Source organism: Crocosphaera sp. Alani8, assembly GCF_038442745.1.
Classification (GTDB): Bacteria; Cyanobacteriota; Cyanobacteriia; order Cyanobacteriales; family Microcystaceae; genus Crocosphaera.
The window spans coordinates 1-17,546 of sequence record NZ_JARVCN010000309.1 but is presented as its reverse complement, the minus strand read 5'-3'; the positions used below and the strand labels follow the sequence as shown (position 1 = coordinate 17,546).

Below are 17,546 nucleotides of genomic sequence, written 5' to 3'. Positions count from 1 at the left end.
AAACATGAGAAAAGTTATTGTTTATTTAAAAGTTTTAAAGTTATTTTGGGGTACGGCGATCGCCGCAGAGTTGGAATATCGTTTGAACTTTTTGATCGCTGTATTTAGTAGTTTGACTAATTTAGCTGGGAGTATTTTCACCTTATTTTTATTTTATCGCACCGACTATACTTTTCAAGGATGGAGTTGGAACGAATCGTTAATTGTTTTAGGGGTGTTTACTTTTCTTCAGGGTATTTCTGCTACCTTATTAGTACCTAACTTAAATCGAATTGTTGAACAAGTACAACAAGGAACCCTCGATTTTATACTCCTAAAACCCATTAGCAGTCAGTATTGGCTATCGTTAAGAAGTCTCTCCCCTTGGGGTTTTTCTGATCTTCTTTTCGGTTTACTTATTATTATTTATGCCAGTTTTCAATTATCTTTAAATATTTCTAATTATTTCTTAAGTATAATAACAATTGGCTGTGCTATCATTAGTTTGTATAGCATTTGGTTTATGTTAGGAGCTACCAGTATTTGGCTTGTGAAAATCTACAACGTCACTGAAGTATTAAGAGGATTATTAGAGGCAGGAAGATATCCTATTTCTGCTTATCCTGCTGCTTATCGAATCTTCTTTACGTTCGTAGTTCCTGTAACTTTTTTAACCACAGTTCCTGCTGAAATATTACTGGGAAAAAATCAAGAAATATGGCTTTTATTTTCAGGTTTATTAGCTGTATCGTTACTGTTTGTATCCCATTGCTTTTGGCAATTCGCCTTAAAGTTTTATACCAGTGCTTCTAGTTAACTTATTTTCAATTCAAGTGAGGGGTCTTATTATTATTTAGTTATGCATCACAATCCAGTATTTATTAAAAACCTTAGTTATCGTTATCCTGATGGAAACTTAGCACTTGATAGAGTTAATATATCAATTAAAGCTGGCGAGAAAGTTGCCTTAATTGGGGCAAATGGTTCAGGAAAATCTACTTTACAATTCCATTTAAACGGGATTTTTTTACCCCAAGCTGGAGAAATAATGATAGGAGAGTGGGCAATTAATAATGAGAATTTAGCCCATATTCGTAACTTTGTGGGGTTGGTTTTTCAAAACCCTGATAATCAGTTATTTATGCCCACAGTTTGGGAAGATGTAGCCTTTGGACCAATGAATAAAGGAATAAAAGGACATGAATTAAAATTAACTGTAATAGAGGCAATGGAAGCGGTTAATATTAATCCAGATATCTATGCTTCTCGTAACCCCGATAACCTCTCAGGAGGAGAGAAAAAAAGGGTAGCGATCGCTGGAGTTTTGGCCATGAATCCCCAAGTATTAGTATTAGATGAACCTTCAGCGCAACTAGATCCCCATTCCCGTCGCCAACTAATTAATTTGTTGCACAAATTACCTTTAACTCTCCTAGTTGCTACCCACGATCTCGATCTTGCCTGGGAACTATGTGAGAGAACCATTATATTAAGTAAAGGGCAGGTGGTTTATGACGGAAAAACTGATAGAATTATGAGTAATCATGGGTTTTTGGAACAACACGCTTTAGAAGCCCCTTTAAGTTTCAGTCGTCCTTATTGTAATTTACAAGACAGACCAAATCTCGCCTTCCCCAATAATAATCAATTATCTATGGTAAATGATTAATTAATGAAGCCAACCTTTAAGAATTCAACAGACTGGGAAAAAGCAGAAATACTCATGCAACCTGCTTTTATTAGAGTAATGGATAACCTGCGAAAACAACTAGAAAAATCCAACTTAGTTGCTAAATATGAGGAAGTACAAGAACCTTTGCCCGGCTACCATTTAATATTAACCCAGGAAGAAAAATCTATTACCATCAGCATTTGGGAGATTTGCTTTCAAGTCTGTTTTATAGATTATCAGCTTTCATCGGTAAACTCATCGGAGAGTAGTGTAATTGTGGAAATTGATGAAAATCTTTTTGATGAAGTTCCAGAAATTAACTGGCAAAACCTAGAAAGAAAAACGCAAAAAGTTATTGAAAATCTTATCCATAACTTTACTAAAGTTTAAAACCATAACTTCAAGGAAAATTATGTTACAAGACTTAAGGGAACTACAAAAAGAATCTGGTGCTATGTTAACAGAAAATGGGGAAATTGTTGCTAGTTTTGGCAACGATATTCAAGGGTTTAACAGTGCTTACGATGATGTAGTAATTTGCGATCGCAGTCATTGGGGAGTCTTACAATTGACAGGAAGCGATCGCTCGAGATTTCTTCATAATCAAACAACTAACAATATTAATAGTGTACAACCTGGACAATTATGCGACACTACCTTTATTAATTCTAATGGCAAAATTCTCGATTTAGTAACCGCTTATCTAACAGAAGATAGTATTTTCTTATTAGTTTCTCCGCAACGTTCTACTTTACTTTACCAGTGGATGGATCGTTATATTTTTCCGATGGATAAGGTCGAAGTTAAGGATATTTCTGAGCAGAATGCTGTTTTTACTGTGGTGGGAAAAAATGCGGCAACAAAATTAAATGGATGGGATATTGCCAGTACAATTATTACTGAATTATCCCCCAACCAACATAATTACATTACAATTAATGATGAGAAAATTATCATTGCTTATAGTACTGGTTTAAAGCTACCTGGTTATACCATAATTGTCCCTGAAAGCTTAAGTAAAACAGTTTGGCAAACAATAATTGATTTAGGTATAACTCCTATCGGTAATGGTGTTTGGGAACAATTAAGAATTAAACAGGGAAGGCCTTATTCTGATCACGAGTTAACGGAAGATTATAACCCATTAGAAACTGGTTTATGGTCAACTATTTCCTTTGATAAAGGATGTTATATTGGACAGGAAATAATTGCTAGGCTAAACACATATCAAGGAGTTCAAAAACGTCTTTGGGGTATTAAATTAAATCAATTGGTCGAACCTGGAAATACAATTATGATAGACGACAAAAAAGTCGGGACTTTAACCAGTTCTGTTGCAGTAAATGATGAATATTTTGGCTTAGCTTACATCAAAACCAAAGCAGGAGGAGAAGGATTAAATGTTACCATAGGAGACGCTACCGGAGAATTAATTCCTGTCCCATTTTTAAGCCATGAGTATTATAAACCTGAATCAAAATAAAATGCTCATGAGTGGAATATTAATTAATTAACGATTTAAAAGGATATAAACAAATTTCTCCATCATCACAACCAGCTACAATAGTCTTATTATCAGGACTAATAGCGACAGCATAGATCTTATCTTTATGGGAAATAGAAGCAAGACATCGCTTTTCTTTTAAGTTCCATAATTTTAATGTTTTATCCTTACTACCACTGACTAAAAATTTATTATTAAAACTCAAAGCAATAGAAGTTACTTCTTCTGTATGGCCTGTTAAAGTCAGTAACTCTTCTCCAGTCTCCACTAACCAAAGTTTAATCTTTTTATCATTACTACAACTAACAATAAATTTTCCATTATGACTAAAAAGAATAGAAAAAATACCACCAAACCAGTCAGAATGTCCCGTTAAAATTTTAGTTTTATTATTTTCTAAATCCCATAGTCTTATAGTTTTATCGTTCCCATCTCCACCACTCGCTAAAAGCTTTCCATCGGGACTAAATGCAACAGATAAAACATGATCAGAATGTCCCTCTAAGGAATAAATATTTTGTCCAGTTTCTATTGACCATAGCTTAACTAATTTATCATGACTAGCACTTGCTATAATTTCTTGATGGGGGTGAAATGCAATAGCATTTATCTTTTGAGAATGTCCAGTGAGTGACTTAATCTCTGTTTGGGTTTCTAATGACCACAACTTAATTGATTTATCCTTACTACCACTTGCTACTATGTTTTTATGGGGATGAAAAGCGACACAATTAACTGAAGGAAACCAACCATTATCTTTATGTCCCTCAAAAACAATACTTGACTTTTTTTTGATGTCCCAAACCCGTACAGTTCTATCACTACTACCACTTGCTAACAATACACTATTTTTATGAAAGGTTAAAGACTTAACTTTATCAGTATGTCCTGAGAGACGATATCCCCTTACTAGGTTACTTTCTATCATGAATAAATAAGATTAACGACACTTGTTTGCTATCTCATTATTCCCGAGAAATAAGTATAAAATAACAATTAATAAAACAAAAGGTATATTTAATCTCTACTGAACTCCTGCAGCAAAGACTTGTTCCGCTATCAGATTTAATCTGGGAAATGCGGAAGATAGAATGCGATCGCCTTTGCGAAACTGTTGAAGTTCATATTCTCCATTCACCAATTTACAAACTGTAATTGTTGGTTGTTTTGGGGAACCAATATAACGTCTACCCCCTATTCCCAGATAATCTACGATCCAATATTCATCAATACCAATACTTTCATAGTCTGTCATTTTTAACCCATAATCATCTCGCCAATTTGTTGATACTACCTCAACAGTTAAAGCAATGGAGTCTCCATTCTCAATGACTGATGCTTTTTCCCAATGGGGTTCATTCCCTAAGTTGGATCGCTTAATAACCGTAACATCTGGTTCGTATCCTGTATTGTTCGAGATTTTGACAATATACTCTCTGGGTATGAAATAAGGAACTTGCAGATTATCAATCAATGAGTTCAAACTTTTAATCAAAAATCCAGCAATTTCTGAATGTTTTCCCCTCGGTTTTGACATCTCCACAACTACTCCACGTCTCAATTCGTAGCCATTTTGTGAACTCTCTGGATACCAATCGAGGAATTGGTCGATTGAGATCGGTTTTTTATCAATCTCTACAATCATTGAGTTCATGACTCCTTTGAATCTTAAATCTATCAAAACTATTTTAGCAATTAATGAAAAGTTAAAATAAAATATTTTCTTTGATTCCATAAGCTAAAATACCTAAGATTTTATCAATATCTCTCAAATAATATTCAGTTAAATCAATTTCAACTTGTTCATTTTTCAATCTTAAAAAACGCCAATTAGTCCCAGATGTTACAGTTCCTAAGATACTAGATATGGGTTGTCCTTCTCTTTGATTAAAAATTTGAGCCGCCACCATTTCTGCTAAACATTGACCTAACCCTCCCACTAAGTCCTCCTTCTTAGCTTCAACAATAGTAATAACAGGATATTTAATAAACAATAATTCCTCAGAACCTGTAATCAAAAAATCACAATTACCATTTAGTCCTTTACTTGTATCAATAGTAAAATTTACCCCGGAAAAAAAACTTATCTTTTTAGAAAAATGTTTTCTTAATTCAATTAAAATCGGGGTTATAATTAGTTCAGATCGAGATTTTTCCGTATTACTTCCTAATGCTAGAATTAGATTATCTTCTAAACTATCATTTAACAAATCACTTGGTTCTAAAGCTTCCACTTCCTTAAAAAGATTAAGGGTTTGGCAAGATTTTAATTCAAATACCTTCAAGATATCAGGTAAAGTAAAATCACTGTAAGACATTGGTTTAACTCCTATGGAGACAATACTAGACAAGTTTTGAAGATTTTGGTTGACAAAAGCTACTCACTGGCCACTGCTTCCTGACTTTGATCTTAGACAAAATGCCCAAAGGGTGTAACTTTCTGCTAATATCTTAGAGAAACGTTAAGAAACATTACAATTTTATATAAATGAAATTATTAATTGTTGGCGCAACAGGGACGCTAGGGCGACAGATAGTACGTCGTGCCTTAGATGAAGGACACGAAGTCCGTTGTTTAGTCAGAAATGCTAGAAAAGCGGCTTTTTTAAAGGAATGGGGTGCGGAGTTGATGATGGGGGATTTTTGTAAACCCGAAACCTTACCCCGTGTTTTAGAAGGAACAGAAGCTATTATCGACGCAGCAGCTGCCAGGCCAACAGACAGTCTATCCATGAAAGAAATAGATTGGAACGGCAAAGTTAACCTAATTCAAGCGGCAAAAACAGCAGGTGTTGATCGCTACATCTTTTTTTCTATCCTCAACGCTGAGAAATATGCTGATGTGCCATTAATGAAAATAAAGCACTGTACAGAGAAATTTTTAAAAGAATCAGGACTAAACTATACTATTTTAAGACCTTCTGGCTTTATGCAGGGCTTAATTGGTCAATACGCCGTACCGATGTTAGATAACCAGGCGGTTTGGATCTCAGGAGAAAGCACTCCCATCGCTTACATGGATACCCAAGACGTAGCTAGACTGACCGTTAAGGTTCTAGAAGTCCCCGAAACCCAGAAACAAACCTATCCTATGGTGGGAACAAAAGCGTGGACAGCAGAGGAAATTATCGCCTTGTGCGAGAGACTATCAGATAAACGGGTAAAAATTGCCCGTGTACCCCTAGGACTGCTAAGATTTTTACGTCGCTTTACTCGTTTCTTTCAATGGACGTATAATATTTCTGATCGTCTAGCGTTTGCCGAAGTTTTGGCTAGCGGTAAACCCTTAAATGCCTCCATGGAGGATGTTTATAAAACCCTTGGGATTGATCCCAAGGAGACGACCACTTTAGAAGCTTATTTTCAAGAATACTTTAGTCGTATTCTTAAAAAGCTCAAAGAAATTGATTACGAAAAGAGCAAAGCCAAGAAGAAAAAGAAAACTCCTTTCAAATCTTCTGTGTAAGTTAAGGCTCATTCAGGATAATTTGTTGTGCCAAAAGTCGGCATTATTTTTAACGATCTCAAACCCGTCGCTTGTAAAGCTGCTCAAGATTTACAAACTCAGTTGACGGAAAAAGGCTGGACTGTTGTTTTAGAGACTGGCCGAGGAGGACTCCTTGGCTATTCTCGCCCAGAAAGTCCCGTCTGTCATACCCCCATTGACAATTTAATTCCCCCTAATTTTGATCAGGACATGGACTTTGCTATTGTTTTCGGGGGAGACGGTACGGTTTTGTCTGCTTATCGACAGTTAGCACCTTGTGGTATTCCCTTATTAACCGTTAACACGGGACACATGGGCTTTTTGACCGAAGTTTATCTCAACAAGTTATCAGAAGCTTTGGATAAGGTTTTGATAGGAGAGTACGAAATAGAAGAACGTACCATGTTGACGGTGCAACTACATCGTGAAGATAATCTACTCTGGGAGGCGTTATCTCTCAATGAAATGGTCATTCACCGCGAACCTTTGACCAGTATGTGTCATTTTGAGATCAAAATTGGCAGACACGCACCAGTAGATATCGCTGCCGATGGTCTGATTTTATCCACTCCTACGGGGTCTACAGCCTACTCTCTAAGCGCAGGAGGACCAGTTGTGACCCCTGATGTACCGGTGCTGCAATTAGCCCCTATTTGCCCCCATTCTTTGGCTTCTCGTTCCTTGGTATTTTCCGATAAGGAAACTGTAAGTATTTTTCCTGCAACTCCTAATCGCATGGTTTTGGTGGTGGATGGGAACGGAGGGTGTTATGTATTGCCCGAAGATAGGGTTGATGTGCAGAAGTCTCCCTATTCTGCTCGTTTTATTCGCTTAGAAGACCCGGAATTTTTCCGCATTTTACGCGAAAAGTTAGGATGGGGACTACCTCATATTGCAAAACCGACTTCTGTTGAATTACCCTAAGCTGTTAAGCATCTAAACCGCTAGTTGAGACTGCAGGGGAGCAGGGAGCAGGGAGAAAGGATTTAAGCGTTTATCCTAAAATTATCAATAAGTGTTTTAAATGCACAACAGCTTAGCATTAGTTCGGGGTTCAGAATTACGAGTTATTAATATTACTCTATAAAAAAGCTAATTAGATACAGGAGTAATAATATTTAGAAATTACGTAATTTTATTTCCAGAAATTGATCATTTAAGCTAGTCATTAATTGTTCTTTCCACGAGTAAAAGTTATTAATCATCCATTGGTAAAGACCATCCTAAACGAGTGGGTTGTTCATAAATCTTTTTTAAAGTATTAATATCCCGAGAAGAAATAGGAATATATGAACTTACTTGTGAAAAATAAAGAACATCATTTTCTTGTAAACTATGACCCCAAATTCCTAAAGCATGACCTAATTCGTGACGTGCCGCAGATAGGGTGGCCACTGGACTTAAACGGGGACTAATTTGTATAGTCATCTTGTGAAAAAGTTTACTATTTCTAATATAAAATTCGTAACGAACTTGAGCAGTTTTGGCGCGGGGAATTTCTAATTTTCCTGTTTCTGGATCAACTTGAACGTCTATTGGGGGATCGATTCTCTCTATGATAATATCCGCTAATTCTGCTTCCTTAACTTCTGTCATGGGTAAATAGCTATTCCATTCGCTAATAGACTTTTCTACTGCATTAACCCATTGATTAAACCGACGAGTTGTAGCAGCAGTATCATTAGGATTATCGGGACGATCAAAATAAACTTTAACGGGAAATTCTGACCACAATAGATGTCCTGCGACACTGGGTTCAATTTGCTCGAAATAATCCCCAGAATAGGGTTTATCTTCCCACTGACTTAAGGTGGTTGGTAAGGAATGTTTTTGTAAGGAGGGTAAATATTTTTCTAGGTCTTTTTCTATTGCAGAGGAAGGGGTAATTATCAATAGCAAGAAAGAGATAATTACGGAAAATTTTAACAAGATTTTGTAATCAAATTTGTACCTCATCCCCTTGCTCATAAATGGATTAGTTGTAAACTTTGAAATAGCTTCCTAACCTAAGATAACTAATTATTTAAAATTTTACCTGGCGACGATCTAATCTTGTTTTTATCCAGTCAATACAACTATCAGCATTGAGAAACAAAGTTGGTGCGGCAATATTTCTTAGTTCATCAGAGGGATAATGATCATAAAAGCATCTTTTTCCTTCGTAATGAATGATAATTAATGTATTTTGGTAGGTATAACGTTTATCAAAATAGTTATCTTCTCCTAGATGGATGCTATTTTCATTAAGATATTGCTGAGCAATTTCTACAATACCAGTCAAGGTATTGGAACAAACTTGTGTGGGATTTTTAGCTTTATGGAGTTCATCTTCGTAACCTTGTGCTGATAACAGGACATAGGAATAAATAAACTCACCACTAACTTTTGCTAAAAGGAAAGGAATAATTAGATACCCTTGATAACTAACTGATTTCTCGTACAGAAAACGGTTCATAATTAAAAGTTACTTATGTTTAATAAATTAAAGTAAAACAATAGAAAATTAGGGTAATTGAATCTAAACTTCTTAGGGGAAATTTTTATCTACAAAAACAACACTAAAAACTAACTTATAAATTGTTTATGTAACTATCATATCAGATAATGTACCCTTCGCAAAGACGGTGATTAACTTTTTAAATCTATAAATAAATAAGTCTATATTCACCTGATATAATCATCTAAATTGTAAACTCATCAAATTTAATAACATTAGAATCTGGTTTACGAGTATCAAAGTAATAGCTACTAACTGTACCTTTTTCTGTGTCTAAAATACTAAAAACTGTGATCTCGTTACTAGCAATGTAAGGCAGAGGATTATTATTTTCGTCTCTTAAAGGTGATATATTAGGAATAATTGGTTCAAGCCCATTGGGATCATCTAGCTGAGAATAATTCAATGGTGAATAATCAGGGGGAATTGGTCTTTTATTATCTTTTACGTGTGCGCCATAACTATTACCGACGTTAGAAGATTCTAGAAAGTGAATACCTTTTGGACTTACAAAACGGTTCCAAAGATGAGAGTGTCCATAAAAAACTAGGTCGACTTCTGCTGTTTCTAAAAGTGGCTTTAAATCTCGAATAATATAATCATCTTCTTTGGGATATTCATAGCGAATTTCTATTATCTTGCCGTCCTTGTCATAAGTAATCTTTTCTATGGGATGGGTATAAGGTGGAACAATATTTCCTCCTAAAGTATGAACCGGATGATGGAACATGACAACCTTATATTTTGCCTGTTTGAATGCTTCGCTTTCTAGTTCTTTGGCTAACCATTGATATTGCGTACTACCTTTTTCAATCCCTCGAAAAATATGCTGTCCATAACCCCTATTTTGGGGATTATTTAATGTTTGTTGGGATTCTTGATATCTTCCTTTAACACTATTTTTTAGGCTAGAAGAACGCCATAGATTGGTTACTTGTAACACCACTAAACGAATATCTCCAAACGTCACCGCATAATAATGACTGTTATTGGATTCTGTTTGAGGAAACGCAAAAATCTCTTCGTAGGTATCTGTATTAAATGAATTGTTTTTCAGCCAATTCTCTTTAAAGTTTGAACTATGCTCAGGATTAATACTGTCAGCTTTTTCTCGGTAAATATTTTCGGCTACTTCTTTAGGGATAGCATCAACAAACTGTTGCGATAATCGTTTACTTTCTGACCACCTTCCCATAACTTCGTGATTACCAATAGTGGGAAACAAAGGTGCAAATTGAATCAATTTACCACCTCGATAAACAGTGTTTTCTATGGTGTAATTAGCCAATCCTTGAAGACAGGGAAAAAATGCACCACCTCTTTGATCATCAAACCATTCCGAGGCACGATCAGGAATATTAACCAAATCACCAGCTACAAAAATAGCATCTACTGAACCAATTGTTTCGACAACTTTTTGCAGATTTGCTGCCACCATCGGTTTTAATTGGTGGTCAGAGGTTAATAAAATTTTTAAAGGAGTGTTTTTCTGGGGAGAAGGGTTTAAGGAAAAAACATTACTCTCAACTCGATTGTTATCAACCACACTAACAACTTTGTAAGGTATTTTTTCTCCCTGAGTTAATCCGCTAATTTCTCCTTCGTGTCGCCAGATATCTCTCTTGGTTGTTTCAGAATAATCACCTTTTACTTTTGATTGTTGATCTTCTCTGGTACGACTCAATTTATTTGTTGTTGCCAAAACCTCTTGCTCTAAATTGTGTCCATAAATGATTTTATGATCGACCCCAGAAAATTCCGTAAACCAAACAACTTTAACCGATGATGTTGTTGGAAACTGTAAAAAAGGATCTGTCAGTAAAGAATAACTAGAATTAGGACTGGTGGAGGACATTTGTATAACGAATAAAAAAGCAAATACGAATAATAAAATAGTAATAGTTTTCAAAACTTTAACCCAGTCTTAAAACCCTAGGAAAACAATCAGGAATATAAAAAATTTAACAATAGTTAGTGAACATCTGTCACAGATAAAGAAAAGCTTGGTAAACTATATTAGATAGCTAATGAATCTACCTATGAAGATTCTTGTAATTTCATCCCTTTTTCCTTATCCACCAATACAGGGAAAAGCCCAAGTGAGAACTTTCTCCCTTCTTAAACATCTTAATACAAATTATGACATTACCCTAGTTACTCAAAAATCCGACCAGGTATTAGAAGAAGATATTGACGCACTGCAACAGCAGATTAGTCATTGCCATATTTTTCCAGGAGTCACCCGCCAAGAAAATGGGAAAGGTTTCTTGGAAACTGCCAAAAAACTCGGCATTTTTGTGCAACAAGGGACACCACCTCGGGTTTTATCCCATTATTCCCAAGCTATCCAAGAATGGGTAGATAATGCCATCGCATCTGGAGAATACGATATTTTGTTATGCGAGGGAAGTGCTAACGAAATCTATGCTAGACCAGAATGGCAAGGAAAAATCCCGATGGTTATCGATATTCATCGGTCGGTCTACGGTATATATAAGCAAAAAATTGAAACCAATGGTAACGATAGCGGATTGAGAGAACAATTAAGCTTACCCTTATTACGTCGTTATGAAAGACAATATTGTGATAAATTTGCCTCTGTCATCGTAGCTAATCAAACAGAACAACAAATCCTCAAAAGTTTAAAATTAGACATTCCCATAACCCTCGTTCCCAACGGATTAAACCTAGAAGTTTTCCCCAAACGTCCCATCAATCAATCAGGACATCGGATAACTTTTGTGGGGAGGATGGATAAACCTGCTAACATCGACGCTGCAAGATTTTTTAGCTTAGATGTCTTCCCGAAAATTCGTCAACGTTATCCCGAGGCAACCCTAGACATAGTGGGAAATCGTCCCGTATCTGAAGTCCTAGAATTAAATGAACTATCCGGGGTGAATGTCACAGGACAAGTCCCTTGTGTTCTCGATTATCTTCACAACACAACCGTATCTGTTATCCCCATTCGCAACAGCATCGGCACAAAAATGCGTACCCTCGAAGCATTGGCCACAGGAACCCCCCTAGTTGCCAGCAATTATGGTTTAGAAGGATTACCCGTGGATAGTCCAGGACAACCTTTAGTGGCCATGAGAGCTAACGATATAGATGAATACGTTTATGGGGTTGGTCGTCTGTTTCAAGATGAAAAATTACGAGAAAAATTATCCCACAATGGACGCACTTTAGTAGAAAATAAATATACTTGGGAGCAAATGAGTCGACGCTATGAACAAGTATTGCTCAATACTTATGATAAGTTTATCTCTTAGGGACAGAGGGAAGTTAGTCAACCCCTATTAGTTGTTCCATGTCCCACTTCAGGTCTACTGATTATGTCTAATCCTCAAATCGCCGCTATCATCTGTACTCATAATCGAGATCGCTATTTGGGCGATGCCATCGAAAGTCTTTTAGCCCAAGAGGAGGTCAATTGCGAAGTCTTAATCGTAGATAACGGCTCCACAGACAACACAAAAGAGGTTGTTACCCCATTTTTGTCAAAACCTCAAATTCAATACGTTTACGAGCCGATTCTGGGGTTATCGGTTGCTCGTAATCGTGGAGCCAAAGAAACCACTGCACCGATTTTAGCCTATTTGGACGATGATGCTATCGCCTCTCCTGGATGGTTAAAGGTTTTAGTAGATGCCTATGAGCAGAACCAGAAATTAGCCATCGCAGGGGGTAAAGTGACCCTAATCTGGCCCGATAATATCACCCCTCCCTCCTGGATTTCTGGAGCCTTAGCAGGGGGTTTGGGGGCTTACGATTTGGGGGAAACGGTGGTTTCTATCACCAATCCTCAATTTACCCCAAGGGGCTTAAATTATTCCTTGCGACGGTCGTTTTTAGAAAAAATTGGCGGTTTTGATGCTAACTTGGGTAGGGTGGGCAAGAAATTGCTCTCCAACGAAGAGTTATTTATGACAGAACTAGCCTTAAATCAAGGGTGGGAAGTGGCTTATCTTCCCGATGCCCTAGTTGCCCATAACGTTGCCCCAGAGAGGCTTCAGCGTGGTTGGTTTTTAAGTCGTAGTTGGTGGCAAGGGGTGAGCGAATGTTATCGAGAAGAAATCGCCGGGCGAAACGGCATTAACCAGCTAGGAAGAGGAGGGGAACGATTAATAAGAGGCTTGTATAAATCATTAAAATATATCGGTAATCCCGCAGAAAGTTTTGATAACTTGGTTTACGCTTACGGTCAAATTGGGTACTTAAAAGAAGCCATACAATTACTTTTTAAACCTTCTCAATCTTCAAAAAAATAACAGGAAAAATGGGACAAAAAACGGCTTTAATTTGCGGCGTTTCCGGCCAAGATGGGGCTTATTTAGCTCAGTTTCTCTTAGACAAAGGTTACATAGTTTGTGGAACCTCACGGGATGCACAAATGTCCTCGTTTACAAACTTAGTTCGTCTAGGAATTCGAGAACAAGTTAAGGTTGAGTCTATGTCCCTCAATGACTTTCGTAGTGTACTGCAAATTCTCCACAAAATTGAACCAGACGAAGTTTATAATTTAGCAGGTCAAAGTTCTGTAGGACTATCTTTTGAACTACCGGTAGAAACCTTAGAAAGCATCGCCACTGGTACCCTAAATTTGTTAGAAGCTATTCGTTTTACCGGCGCACCGATTAAGTTTTATAATGCAGGTTCAAGCGAATGTTTTGGAGATATTGGCACAACTCCTGCCGATGAATTAACCCCTTTTCGTCCTCGTAGTCCCTACGCTGTGGCTAAATCTGCAGCCTTTTGGGAAGTGGCTAATTATAGGGAAGCTTACGGTATTTTTGCCTGTTCTGGTATTTTATTTAACCACGAATCTCCCCTCCGTCCCCGACGGTTTGTAACGCAAAAAATTGTAGCAGCCGCTTGTAAAATTGCGCAAGGTTATTCCCATCAATTACAGTTAGGAAATGTTACCATCAAACGAGATTGGGGTTGGGCCCCTGAATACGTCAAAGCTATGTACTTGATGCTACAACAACCCCAAGCTGATGATTATGTTATTGCCACAGGAAACAGTTATTCCTTAGAAGATTTTGTGAGAGAAACCTTTAATTGTTTAGAATTAAACTGGCAAGATTATGTCAGTAGCGATCAAAGTTTATTTCGTCCTACAGATATATCTTATAGTTGCGGTAATCCTCGCAAAGCAGAAAAAAAATTGGGTTGGAAAGCTCGATATAAAATGCCAGAAGTAGTTAGAATGATGGTAGAGAATGAGATTAAGCAACAAGGGTAGGAAGTTACAAAACCCCTACCCCTGAACTAATTAGTTAAACAAGTTAAGATTAGAAACGATCACGGCCTTTGCCACCACCGTTAAAAGAACCACGAGGTTCTCTTTCCCTCGCTTTATTAACTTTTAGGGTACGACCCATCCACTCAGCATCGTCTAAGCTAGAAATGGCTACCTCTTCTTGCTCATCAGAGTTCATTTCCACAAATGCAAAACCCCTTATGCGACCGGTTTCACGGTCTACAGGGATATGAACACGCTTAACCTGACCATATTCAGTAAAGACTTCGTTAAGGTCTTCCTTGGTCACTTCATAGGATAGGTTTCCTACATATATTGACATTTCAGATTATCTCCGTTGTGCAAAAGGATTGTAGAGTTTGGGTTATCGGAGAGAATCGTGCAAAGGCGGAAAGGGTAATTACCCGTTAATGCTGATAACAAAATCTACTACCGAATACTTATTTGTCTCAACTAATACGGTAACATATTTTTTGAGCAATTATAATATAATTTACTTACCAATAAGCCGAGTTTGATATAAGAAAATTTATAGAAAATCTGTCGAGATAAGCAGTGTCAAACAACTGTTATCTCCTCAAAAAAACTTAACACCGAACTCAGGTTGATAATTTTTATTTTTCCAGATATAAAGTGTGCGGAAGGAGATAAAGGATAAATTTCGGATAAAATAGTCTTTTAAAAGATGATTTGATCAATTTAGGAATCAACTATGAGATTATTAATGATTTGTGCAACTTTTCCCTATCCTCCCAGTCGAGGAGGAACTCAGGTGAGAACATTTAACTTATTAAAACAGTTAAGTGACAATCACGAAATTACTCTAGTTACCCAAAAAGCTGAAGATGTTACTGAAGAAGAAATAGAAGGTTTAAAAGCTTGGGTGAAGACTTTGATGTTATTCCCTCGCCCTAATAACCCACAAACAGGAATAGTGGGAAAAATACAGCGATTTGGTCAATTTTTTATCACAGGAACTCCTCCTAATGTTTCTTTTTTGTACGATCCAAAGATTCAAAACTATCTTGATGAAGCAATTAAAAATAATGAGTTTGATGCCATTACCTGTGAACATAGCGTTAATGAAATTTATATTCGTTCTCGTTGGAAAGATAAAATAAAAACAGTAGTTAATAGTCATAGTTCTGTTTATCGCACTTGTAAACACCAATTAGCAACAGGAACTTCCGAAAATCAGCAAAGAGATCGGCTTTATTTACCTTTATTAAAACGCTACGAAAAACGAGTTTATGAAAAGTTTTCTCATGTTGTCGTCACCACAGATGACGACTATCAACAATTAAAAGAATTTAAAATAAACAGTCAAGTTTCTGTGCTTCCTAATGGAGTAGATTTAGAGATTTTTCCGTATAGAAATAGTGATCCAGGGGGTCATCATTTGATTATTACAGGAGGAATGGATTATGTGGTAAATATTGATGCAGCTTGCTTTTTTAGTCAAGATATTTTTCCTTTATTACGCCAAAAATATCCCGATACTACTTTAACCATTGTTGGGTCCAACCCGAGCGAATCTGTCCTAAAATTAGGAGAAGAAGCAGGAATTACAGTAACAGGAAAAGTGCCATCGATGGCAGAATATTTACATAAAGCAACGGTGTGTGTTATTCCTTTAAGATCGGGATTTGGGATTAAAAATAAAACCCTAGAAGGGATGGCAGCAGGAGTTCCTATTGTAGCAAGCGATCGGGGGTTAGAAGGAATGGAAGTTGATGGAAAAAACACACCTTTAAGAGCATTAAGAGCCAATAAAATAGAAGAATATGTTCAAGCAATTAGTGATTTATTTGAAGATGAAAACCTGCGTCAAACTCTATCAAAAAATGGTCGCAACTATGTTGAAAATAATTACACTTGGGAAAGTATGGGAAAAAAATATGAGAAAATAATTATTTAAACTATAAATTTATCGAGATTTTCAACCACATTTCGCACTAATATTTATTTTCTAAATAATTGATTAAGCAGTTCATCTCGATTTAATTGGAAATGATTCCCAATATCCCGTAAAATTGCCTTTAATGTACCAACTTTTAGAGGATTATGAGCAGGAATTGTAATGTGATGTTCCCCTTGTTTTTGGGTGGTTAATCTAATATGACTGCCTGTTTGATGAGTTACTTCATAGCCAAGCTTTTTTAGGGTTCTTACTAAATCTTGACCCGATAAATCTCTCGGTAGTTTCATGAAGCAAATACCTCGTCTTTTACAATATGAAGACGAATGATTTTAGGGCGTAAAGTTTCATCAGGAAAATGACAGTGTACAGCATCCTTAACTTCTTTTTTTAATGTCTCTAAATCCTCAGCTTGGGTAATAATTGATTGCCCTAAAGCTTGGGCAACATAACCTCCATCATCATCAGTTTCAACTAAGAAAATAATTTCAGTCATCAATGTTATCGTCTCCTATGGTGTAAATAATGTGAATTGTTAATTAATATTATAGTCGTGTTTCTAATACTCATAAAGACTTTGAATCATTCCGACCTCAAAACCCTCTGGGAAGAGTTAGCATAGAATTAAATGCGTATTCTTAAATTTCTACAGGTTTTTGATAGAAACATAATACTATTCTTATTTTAAGCTATGACATTCAGCTATGACCAGCAACCCTAAACCTTAAGCCAATATTAAGTTTGTTAACAATATCTTGACAAAATCAACGGGGGGGGAGGATAAAAGCGTTTTATCAACTATACTTTAATACTACACAGTATTAGTAATGAAACCACTTATTCTTTTGAAGTTCAGTATATCTCTTTTTAGCTCGCTTTTCTTTTCTATTTCACCCTCTGATAAAGCATTAGCAATATGTAATATTGGATTTCAATAACGAGTATACCTAGGCCGTGTTTCTGTTCATGTCCCTAGTCGTTCACGTAGAAGTGATGTACTCACTAGTTATGGCCGATATGTTGCAAGTCCTGGATTCGCATTTTTAAATGTGATTACTCAGTCGGTGGGGAAAGACCCCCCAACTCAGGTCTGGTATGATTTTATTGGTACTCCTGGTGCTTATCTTCAATGTCGGGGTGAAGGCCCCCGTTACACGGATGTTAACGGTGGGATGAAACCCCGACCAATGAATGAAACTGCGTAGCATCCATATTTTAGG

The 17,546-nt window shown here is 36.6% G+C and carries 19 protein-coding genes; 10 read left to right on the top strand and 9 right to left on the bottom strand.

Annotation, left to right across the window (positions count from 1 at the left end; translation table 11 throughout):
• Positions 1 to 4: 4 nt before the first annotated feature.
• The 4 genes from P9B04_RS16560 to ygfZ are packed head-to-tail and all read left to right on the top strand — an operon-like array spanning position 5 to position 3,134.
• On the top strand, positions 5 to 796 hold the full coding sequence (locus tag P9B04_RS16560) for an ABC transporter permease (RefSeq protein ID WP_342056089.1): 792 nt from the start codon (positions 5 to 7) through the stop codon (positions 794 to 796).
• Between the two features lie 42 nt (positions 797 to 838).
• Positions 839 to 1,648 (top strand): energy-coupling factor ABC transporter ATP-binding protein, encoded by an 810-nt coding sequence (locus P9B04_RS16555; RefSeq protein WP_342056088.1) that lies wholly within the window; start codon positions 839 to 841, stop codon positions 1,646 to 1,648.
• Positions 1,649 to 1,651: 3 nt separating this feature from the next.
• Positions 1,652 to 2,041, top strand: a complete 390-nt coding sequence (locus P9B04_RS16550; protein ID WP_342056087.1) for a hypothetical protein — start codon at positions 1,652 to 1,654, stop codon at positions 2,039 to 2,041.
• A gap of 22 nt (positions 2,042 to 2,063) precedes the next feature.
• Positions 2,064 to 3,134: a CAF17-like 4Fe-4S cluster assembly/insertion protein YgfZ gene (ygfZ, locus tag P9B04_RS16545; RefSeq protein ID WP_342056086.1), complete on the top strand. Its 1,071-nt coding sequence runs from the start codon at positions 2,064 to 2,066 to the stop codon at positions 3,132 to 3,134.
• Between the two features lie 19 nt (positions 3,135 to 3,153).
• On the opposite strand, the gene P9B04_RS16540 is transcribed toward ygfZ, so the two are convergent.
• The 3 genes from P9B04_RS16540 to P9B04_RS16530 form a co-directional block, all read right to left on the bottom strand.
• Positions 3,154 to 4,083 carry a WD40 repeat domain-containing protein gene (locus tag P9B04_RS16540; RefSeq protein ID WP_342056085.1) on the bottom strand — a complete coding sequence of 310 codons (930 nt, stop codon included), beginning with the start codon at positions 4,081 to 4,083 and terminating at the stop codon, positions 3,154 to 3,156.
• Positions 4,084 to 4,179: 96 nt separating this feature from the next.
• Complete coding sequence (locus P9B04_RS16535) at positions 4,180 to 4,800, bottom strand: Uma2 family endonuclease (RefSeq protein ID WP_287137599.1); 621 nt, start codon at positions 4,798 to 4,800, stop codon at positions 4,180 to 4,182.
• A gap of 61 nt (positions 4,801 to 4,861) precedes the next feature.
• Positions 4,862 to 5,473, bottom strand: a complete 612-nt coding sequence (locus P9B04_RS16530) for a hypothetical protein (protein ID WP_287137593.1) — start codon at positions 5,471 to 5,473, stop codon at positions 4,862 to 4,864.
• Between the two features lie 170 nt (positions 5,474 to 5,643).
• Here P9B04_RS16530 and P9B04_RS16525 point away from each other — a divergent pair, with 170 nt between their 5' ends.
• Together P9B04_RS16525 and P9B04_RS16520 are read left to right on the top strand one after the other, a co-directional pair.
• A complete protein-coding gene (locus tag P9B04_RS16525; protein ID WP_342056084.1) occupies positions 5,644 to 6,621 on the top strand; it encodes an SDR family oxidoreductase in 978 nt (325 codons plus the stop codon).
• 27 nt (positions 6,622 to 6,648) lie between these two features.
• Positions 6,649 to 7,566, top strand: coding sequence for an NAD(+) kinase (locus P9B04_RS16520; RefSeq protein WP_342056083.1), 918 nt, complete (start codon positions 6,649 to 6,651; stop codon positions 7,564 to 7,566).
• A 273-nt stretch (positions 7,567 to 7,839) separates the two neighbouring features.
• On the opposite strand, the gene P9B04_RS16515 is transcribed toward P9B04_RS16520, so the two are convergent.
• The 3 genes from P9B04_RS16515 to P9B04_RS16505 form a co-directional block, all read right to left on the bottom strand.
• Positions 7,840 to 8,598: a peptidase gene (locus P9B04_RS16515; protein ID WP_446718013.1), complete on the bottom strand. Its 759-nt coding sequence runs from the start codon at positions 8,596 to 8,598 to the stop codon at positions 7,840 to 7,842.
• A gap of 67 nt (positions 8,599 to 8,665) precedes the next feature.
• On the bottom strand, positions 8,666 to 9,097 hold the full coding sequence (locus P9B04_RS16510; protein ID WP_342056081.1) for a hypothetical protein: 432 nt from the start codon (positions 9,095 to 9,097) through the stop codon (positions 8,666 to 8,668).
• Positions 9,098 to 9,323: 226 nt separating this feature from the next.
• Entirely contained in the window at positions 9,324 to 10,994 is a 1,671-nt protein-coding gene (locus tag P9B04_RS16505) for a metallophosphoesterase family protein (protein WP_342056100.1), read from the bottom strand.
• A gap of 184 nt (positions 10,995 to 11,178) precedes the next feature.
• Between P9B04_RS16505 and P9B04_RS16500 the strand changes: the two genes are divergently transcribed.
• The 3 genes from P9B04_RS16500 to P9B04_RS16490 all read left to right on the top strand — a co-directional run bounded on the left by P9B04_RS16500 (position 11,179) and on the right by P9B04_RS16490 (position 14,390).
• On the top strand, positions 11,179 to 12,414 hold the full coding sequence (locus tag P9B04_RS16500; protein ID WP_342056080.1) for a glycosyltransferase family 4 protein: 1,236 nt from the start codon (positions 11,179 to 11,181) through the stop codon (positions 12,412 to 12,414).
• Between the two features lie 63 nt (positions 12,415 to 12,477).
• Positions 12,478 to 13,413: a glycosyltransferase family 2 protein gene (locus tag P9B04_RS16495; RefSeq protein WP_342056079.1), complete on the top strand. Its 936-nt coding sequence runs from the start codon at positions 12,478 to 12,480 to the stop codon at positions 13,411 to 13,413.
• 8 nt (positions 13,414 to 13,421) lie between these two features.
• Positions 13,422 to 14,390, top strand: a complete 969-nt coding sequence (locus P9B04_RS16490) for a GDP-mannose 4,6-dehydratase (RefSeq protein ID WP_342056078.1) — start codon at positions 13,422 to 13,424, stop codon at positions 14,388 to 14,390.
• A gap of 49 nt (positions 14,391 to 14,439) precedes the next feature.
• Here the strand turns inward: P9B04_RS16490 and P9B04_RS16485 are convergent, their stop codons facing one another.
• Entirely contained in the window at positions 14,440 to 14,730 is a 291-nt protein-coding gene (locus P9B04_RS16485) for an RNA recognition motif domain-containing protein (protein ID WP_342056077.1), read from the bottom strand.
• A 390-nt stretch (positions 14,731 to 15,120) separates the two neighbouring features.
• On the opposite strand from P9B04_RS16485, the gene P9B04_RS16480 reads away from it, so the two are divergent.
• Positions 15,121 to 16,326: a glycosyltransferase family 4 protein gene (locus P9B04_RS16480; RefSeq protein WP_342056076.1), complete on the top strand. Its 1,206-nt coding sequence runs from the start codon at positions 15,121 to 15,123 to the stop codon at positions 16,324 to 16,326.
• A gap of 44 nt (positions 16,327 to 16,370) precedes the next feature.
• On the opposite strand, the gene P9B04_RS16475 is transcribed toward P9B04_RS16480, so the two are convergent.
• Both P9B04_RS16475 and P9B04_RS16470 read right to left on the bottom strand, forming a co-directional pair.
• Positions 16,371 to 16,616, bottom strand: coding sequence for a type II toxin-antitoxin system HicA family toxin (locus tag P9B04_RS16475; RefSeq protein WP_342056075.1), 246 nt, complete (start codon positions 16,614 to 16,616; stop codon positions 16,371 to 16,373).
• The gene (locus P9B04_RS16470; protein WP_342056074.1) at positions 16,613 to 16,822 is read right to left on the bottom strand and encodes a 2-oxoisovalerate dehydrogenase E1 subunit beta; all 210 of its coding nucleotides are present in this window, start codon (positions 16,820 to 16,822) and stop codon (positions 16,613 to 16,615) included. Before P9B04_RS16470 ends, P9B04_RS16475 begins: the two co-directional genes overlap by 4 nt.
• Between the last annotated feature and the right edge of the window lie 724 nt (positions 16,823 to 17,546).

Excerpts from the sequence above, each read along its gene's own strand:
- P9B04_RS16535 (WP_287137599.1), bottom strand. The coding sequence starts at position 4,800 with ATGATTGTAGAGATTGATAAAAAACCGATCTCAATCGACCAATTCCTC.
- P9B04_RS16540 (WP_342056085.1), bottom strand. The coding sequence starts at position 4,083 with ATGATAGAAAGTAACCTAGTAAGGGGATATCGTCTCTCAGGACATACT.
- P9B04_RS16555 (WP_342056088.1), top strand. The coding sequence starts at position 839 with ATGCATCACAATCCAGTATTTATTAAAAACCTTAGTTATCGTTATCCT.
- P9B04_RS16495 (WP_342056079.1), top strand. The coding sequence starts at position 12,478 with ATGTCTAATCCTCAAATCGCCGCTATCATCTGTACTCATAATCGAGAT.
- P9B04_RS16480 (WP_342056076.1), top strand. The coding sequence starts at position 15,121 with ATGAGATTATTAATGATTTGTGCAACTTTTCCCTATCCTCCCAGTCGA.
- P9B04_RS16470 (WP_342056074.1), bottom strand. The coding sequence starts at position 16,822 with ATGACTGAAATTATTTTCTTAGTTGAAACTGATGATGATGGAGGTTAT.
- P9B04_RS16510 (WP_342056081.1), bottom strand. The coding sequence starts at position 9,097 with ATGAACCGTTTTCTGTACGAGAAATCAGTTAGTTATCAAGGGTATCTA.
- P9B04_RS16500 (WP_342056080.1), top strand. The coding sequence starts at position 11,179 with ATGAAGATTCTTGTAATTTCATCCCTTTTTCCTTATCCACCAATACAG.
- P9B04_RS16525 (WP_342056084.1), top strand. The coding sequence starts at position 5,644 with ATGAAATTATTAATTGTTGGCGCAACAGGGACGCTAGGGCGACAGATA.
- P9B04_RS16515 (WP_446718013.1), bottom strand. The coding sequence starts at position 8,598 with ATGAGGTACAAATTTGATTACAAAATCTTGTTAAAATTTTCCGTAATT.
- P9B04_RS16550 (WP_342056087.1), top strand. The coding sequence starts at position 1,652 with ATGAAGCCAACCTTTAAGAATTCAACAGACTGGGAAAAAGCAGAAATA.
- P9B04_RS16485 (WP_342056077.1), bottom strand. The coding sequence starts at position 14,730 with ATGTCAATATATGTAGGAAACCTATCCTATGAAGTGACCAAGGAAGAC.
- P9B04_RS16530 (WP_287137593.1), bottom strand. The coding sequence starts at position 5,473 with ATGTCTTACAGTGATTTTACTTTACCTGATATCTTGAAGGTATTTGAA.
- ygfZ (WP_342056086.1), top strand. The coding sequence starts at position 2,064 with ATGTTACAAGACTTAAGGGAACTACAAAAAGAATCTGGTGCTATGTTA.
- P9B04_RS16490 (WP_342056078.1), top strand. The coding sequence starts at position 13,422 with ATGGGACAAAAAACGGCTTTAATTTGCGGCGTTTCCGGCCAAGATGGG.
- P9B04_RS16475 (WP_342056075.1), bottom strand. The coding sequence starts at position 16,616 with ATGAAACTACCGAGAGATTTATCGGGTCAAGATTTAGTAAGAACCCTA.
- P9B04_RS16505 (WP_342056100.1), bottom strand. The coding sequence starts at position 10,994 with ATGTCCTCCACCAGTCCTAATTCTAGTTATTCTTTACTGACAGATCCT.
- P9B04_RS16560 (WP_342056089.1), top strand. The coding sequence starts at position 5 with ATGAGAAAAGTTATTGTTTATTTAAAAGTTTTAAAGTTATTTTGGGGT.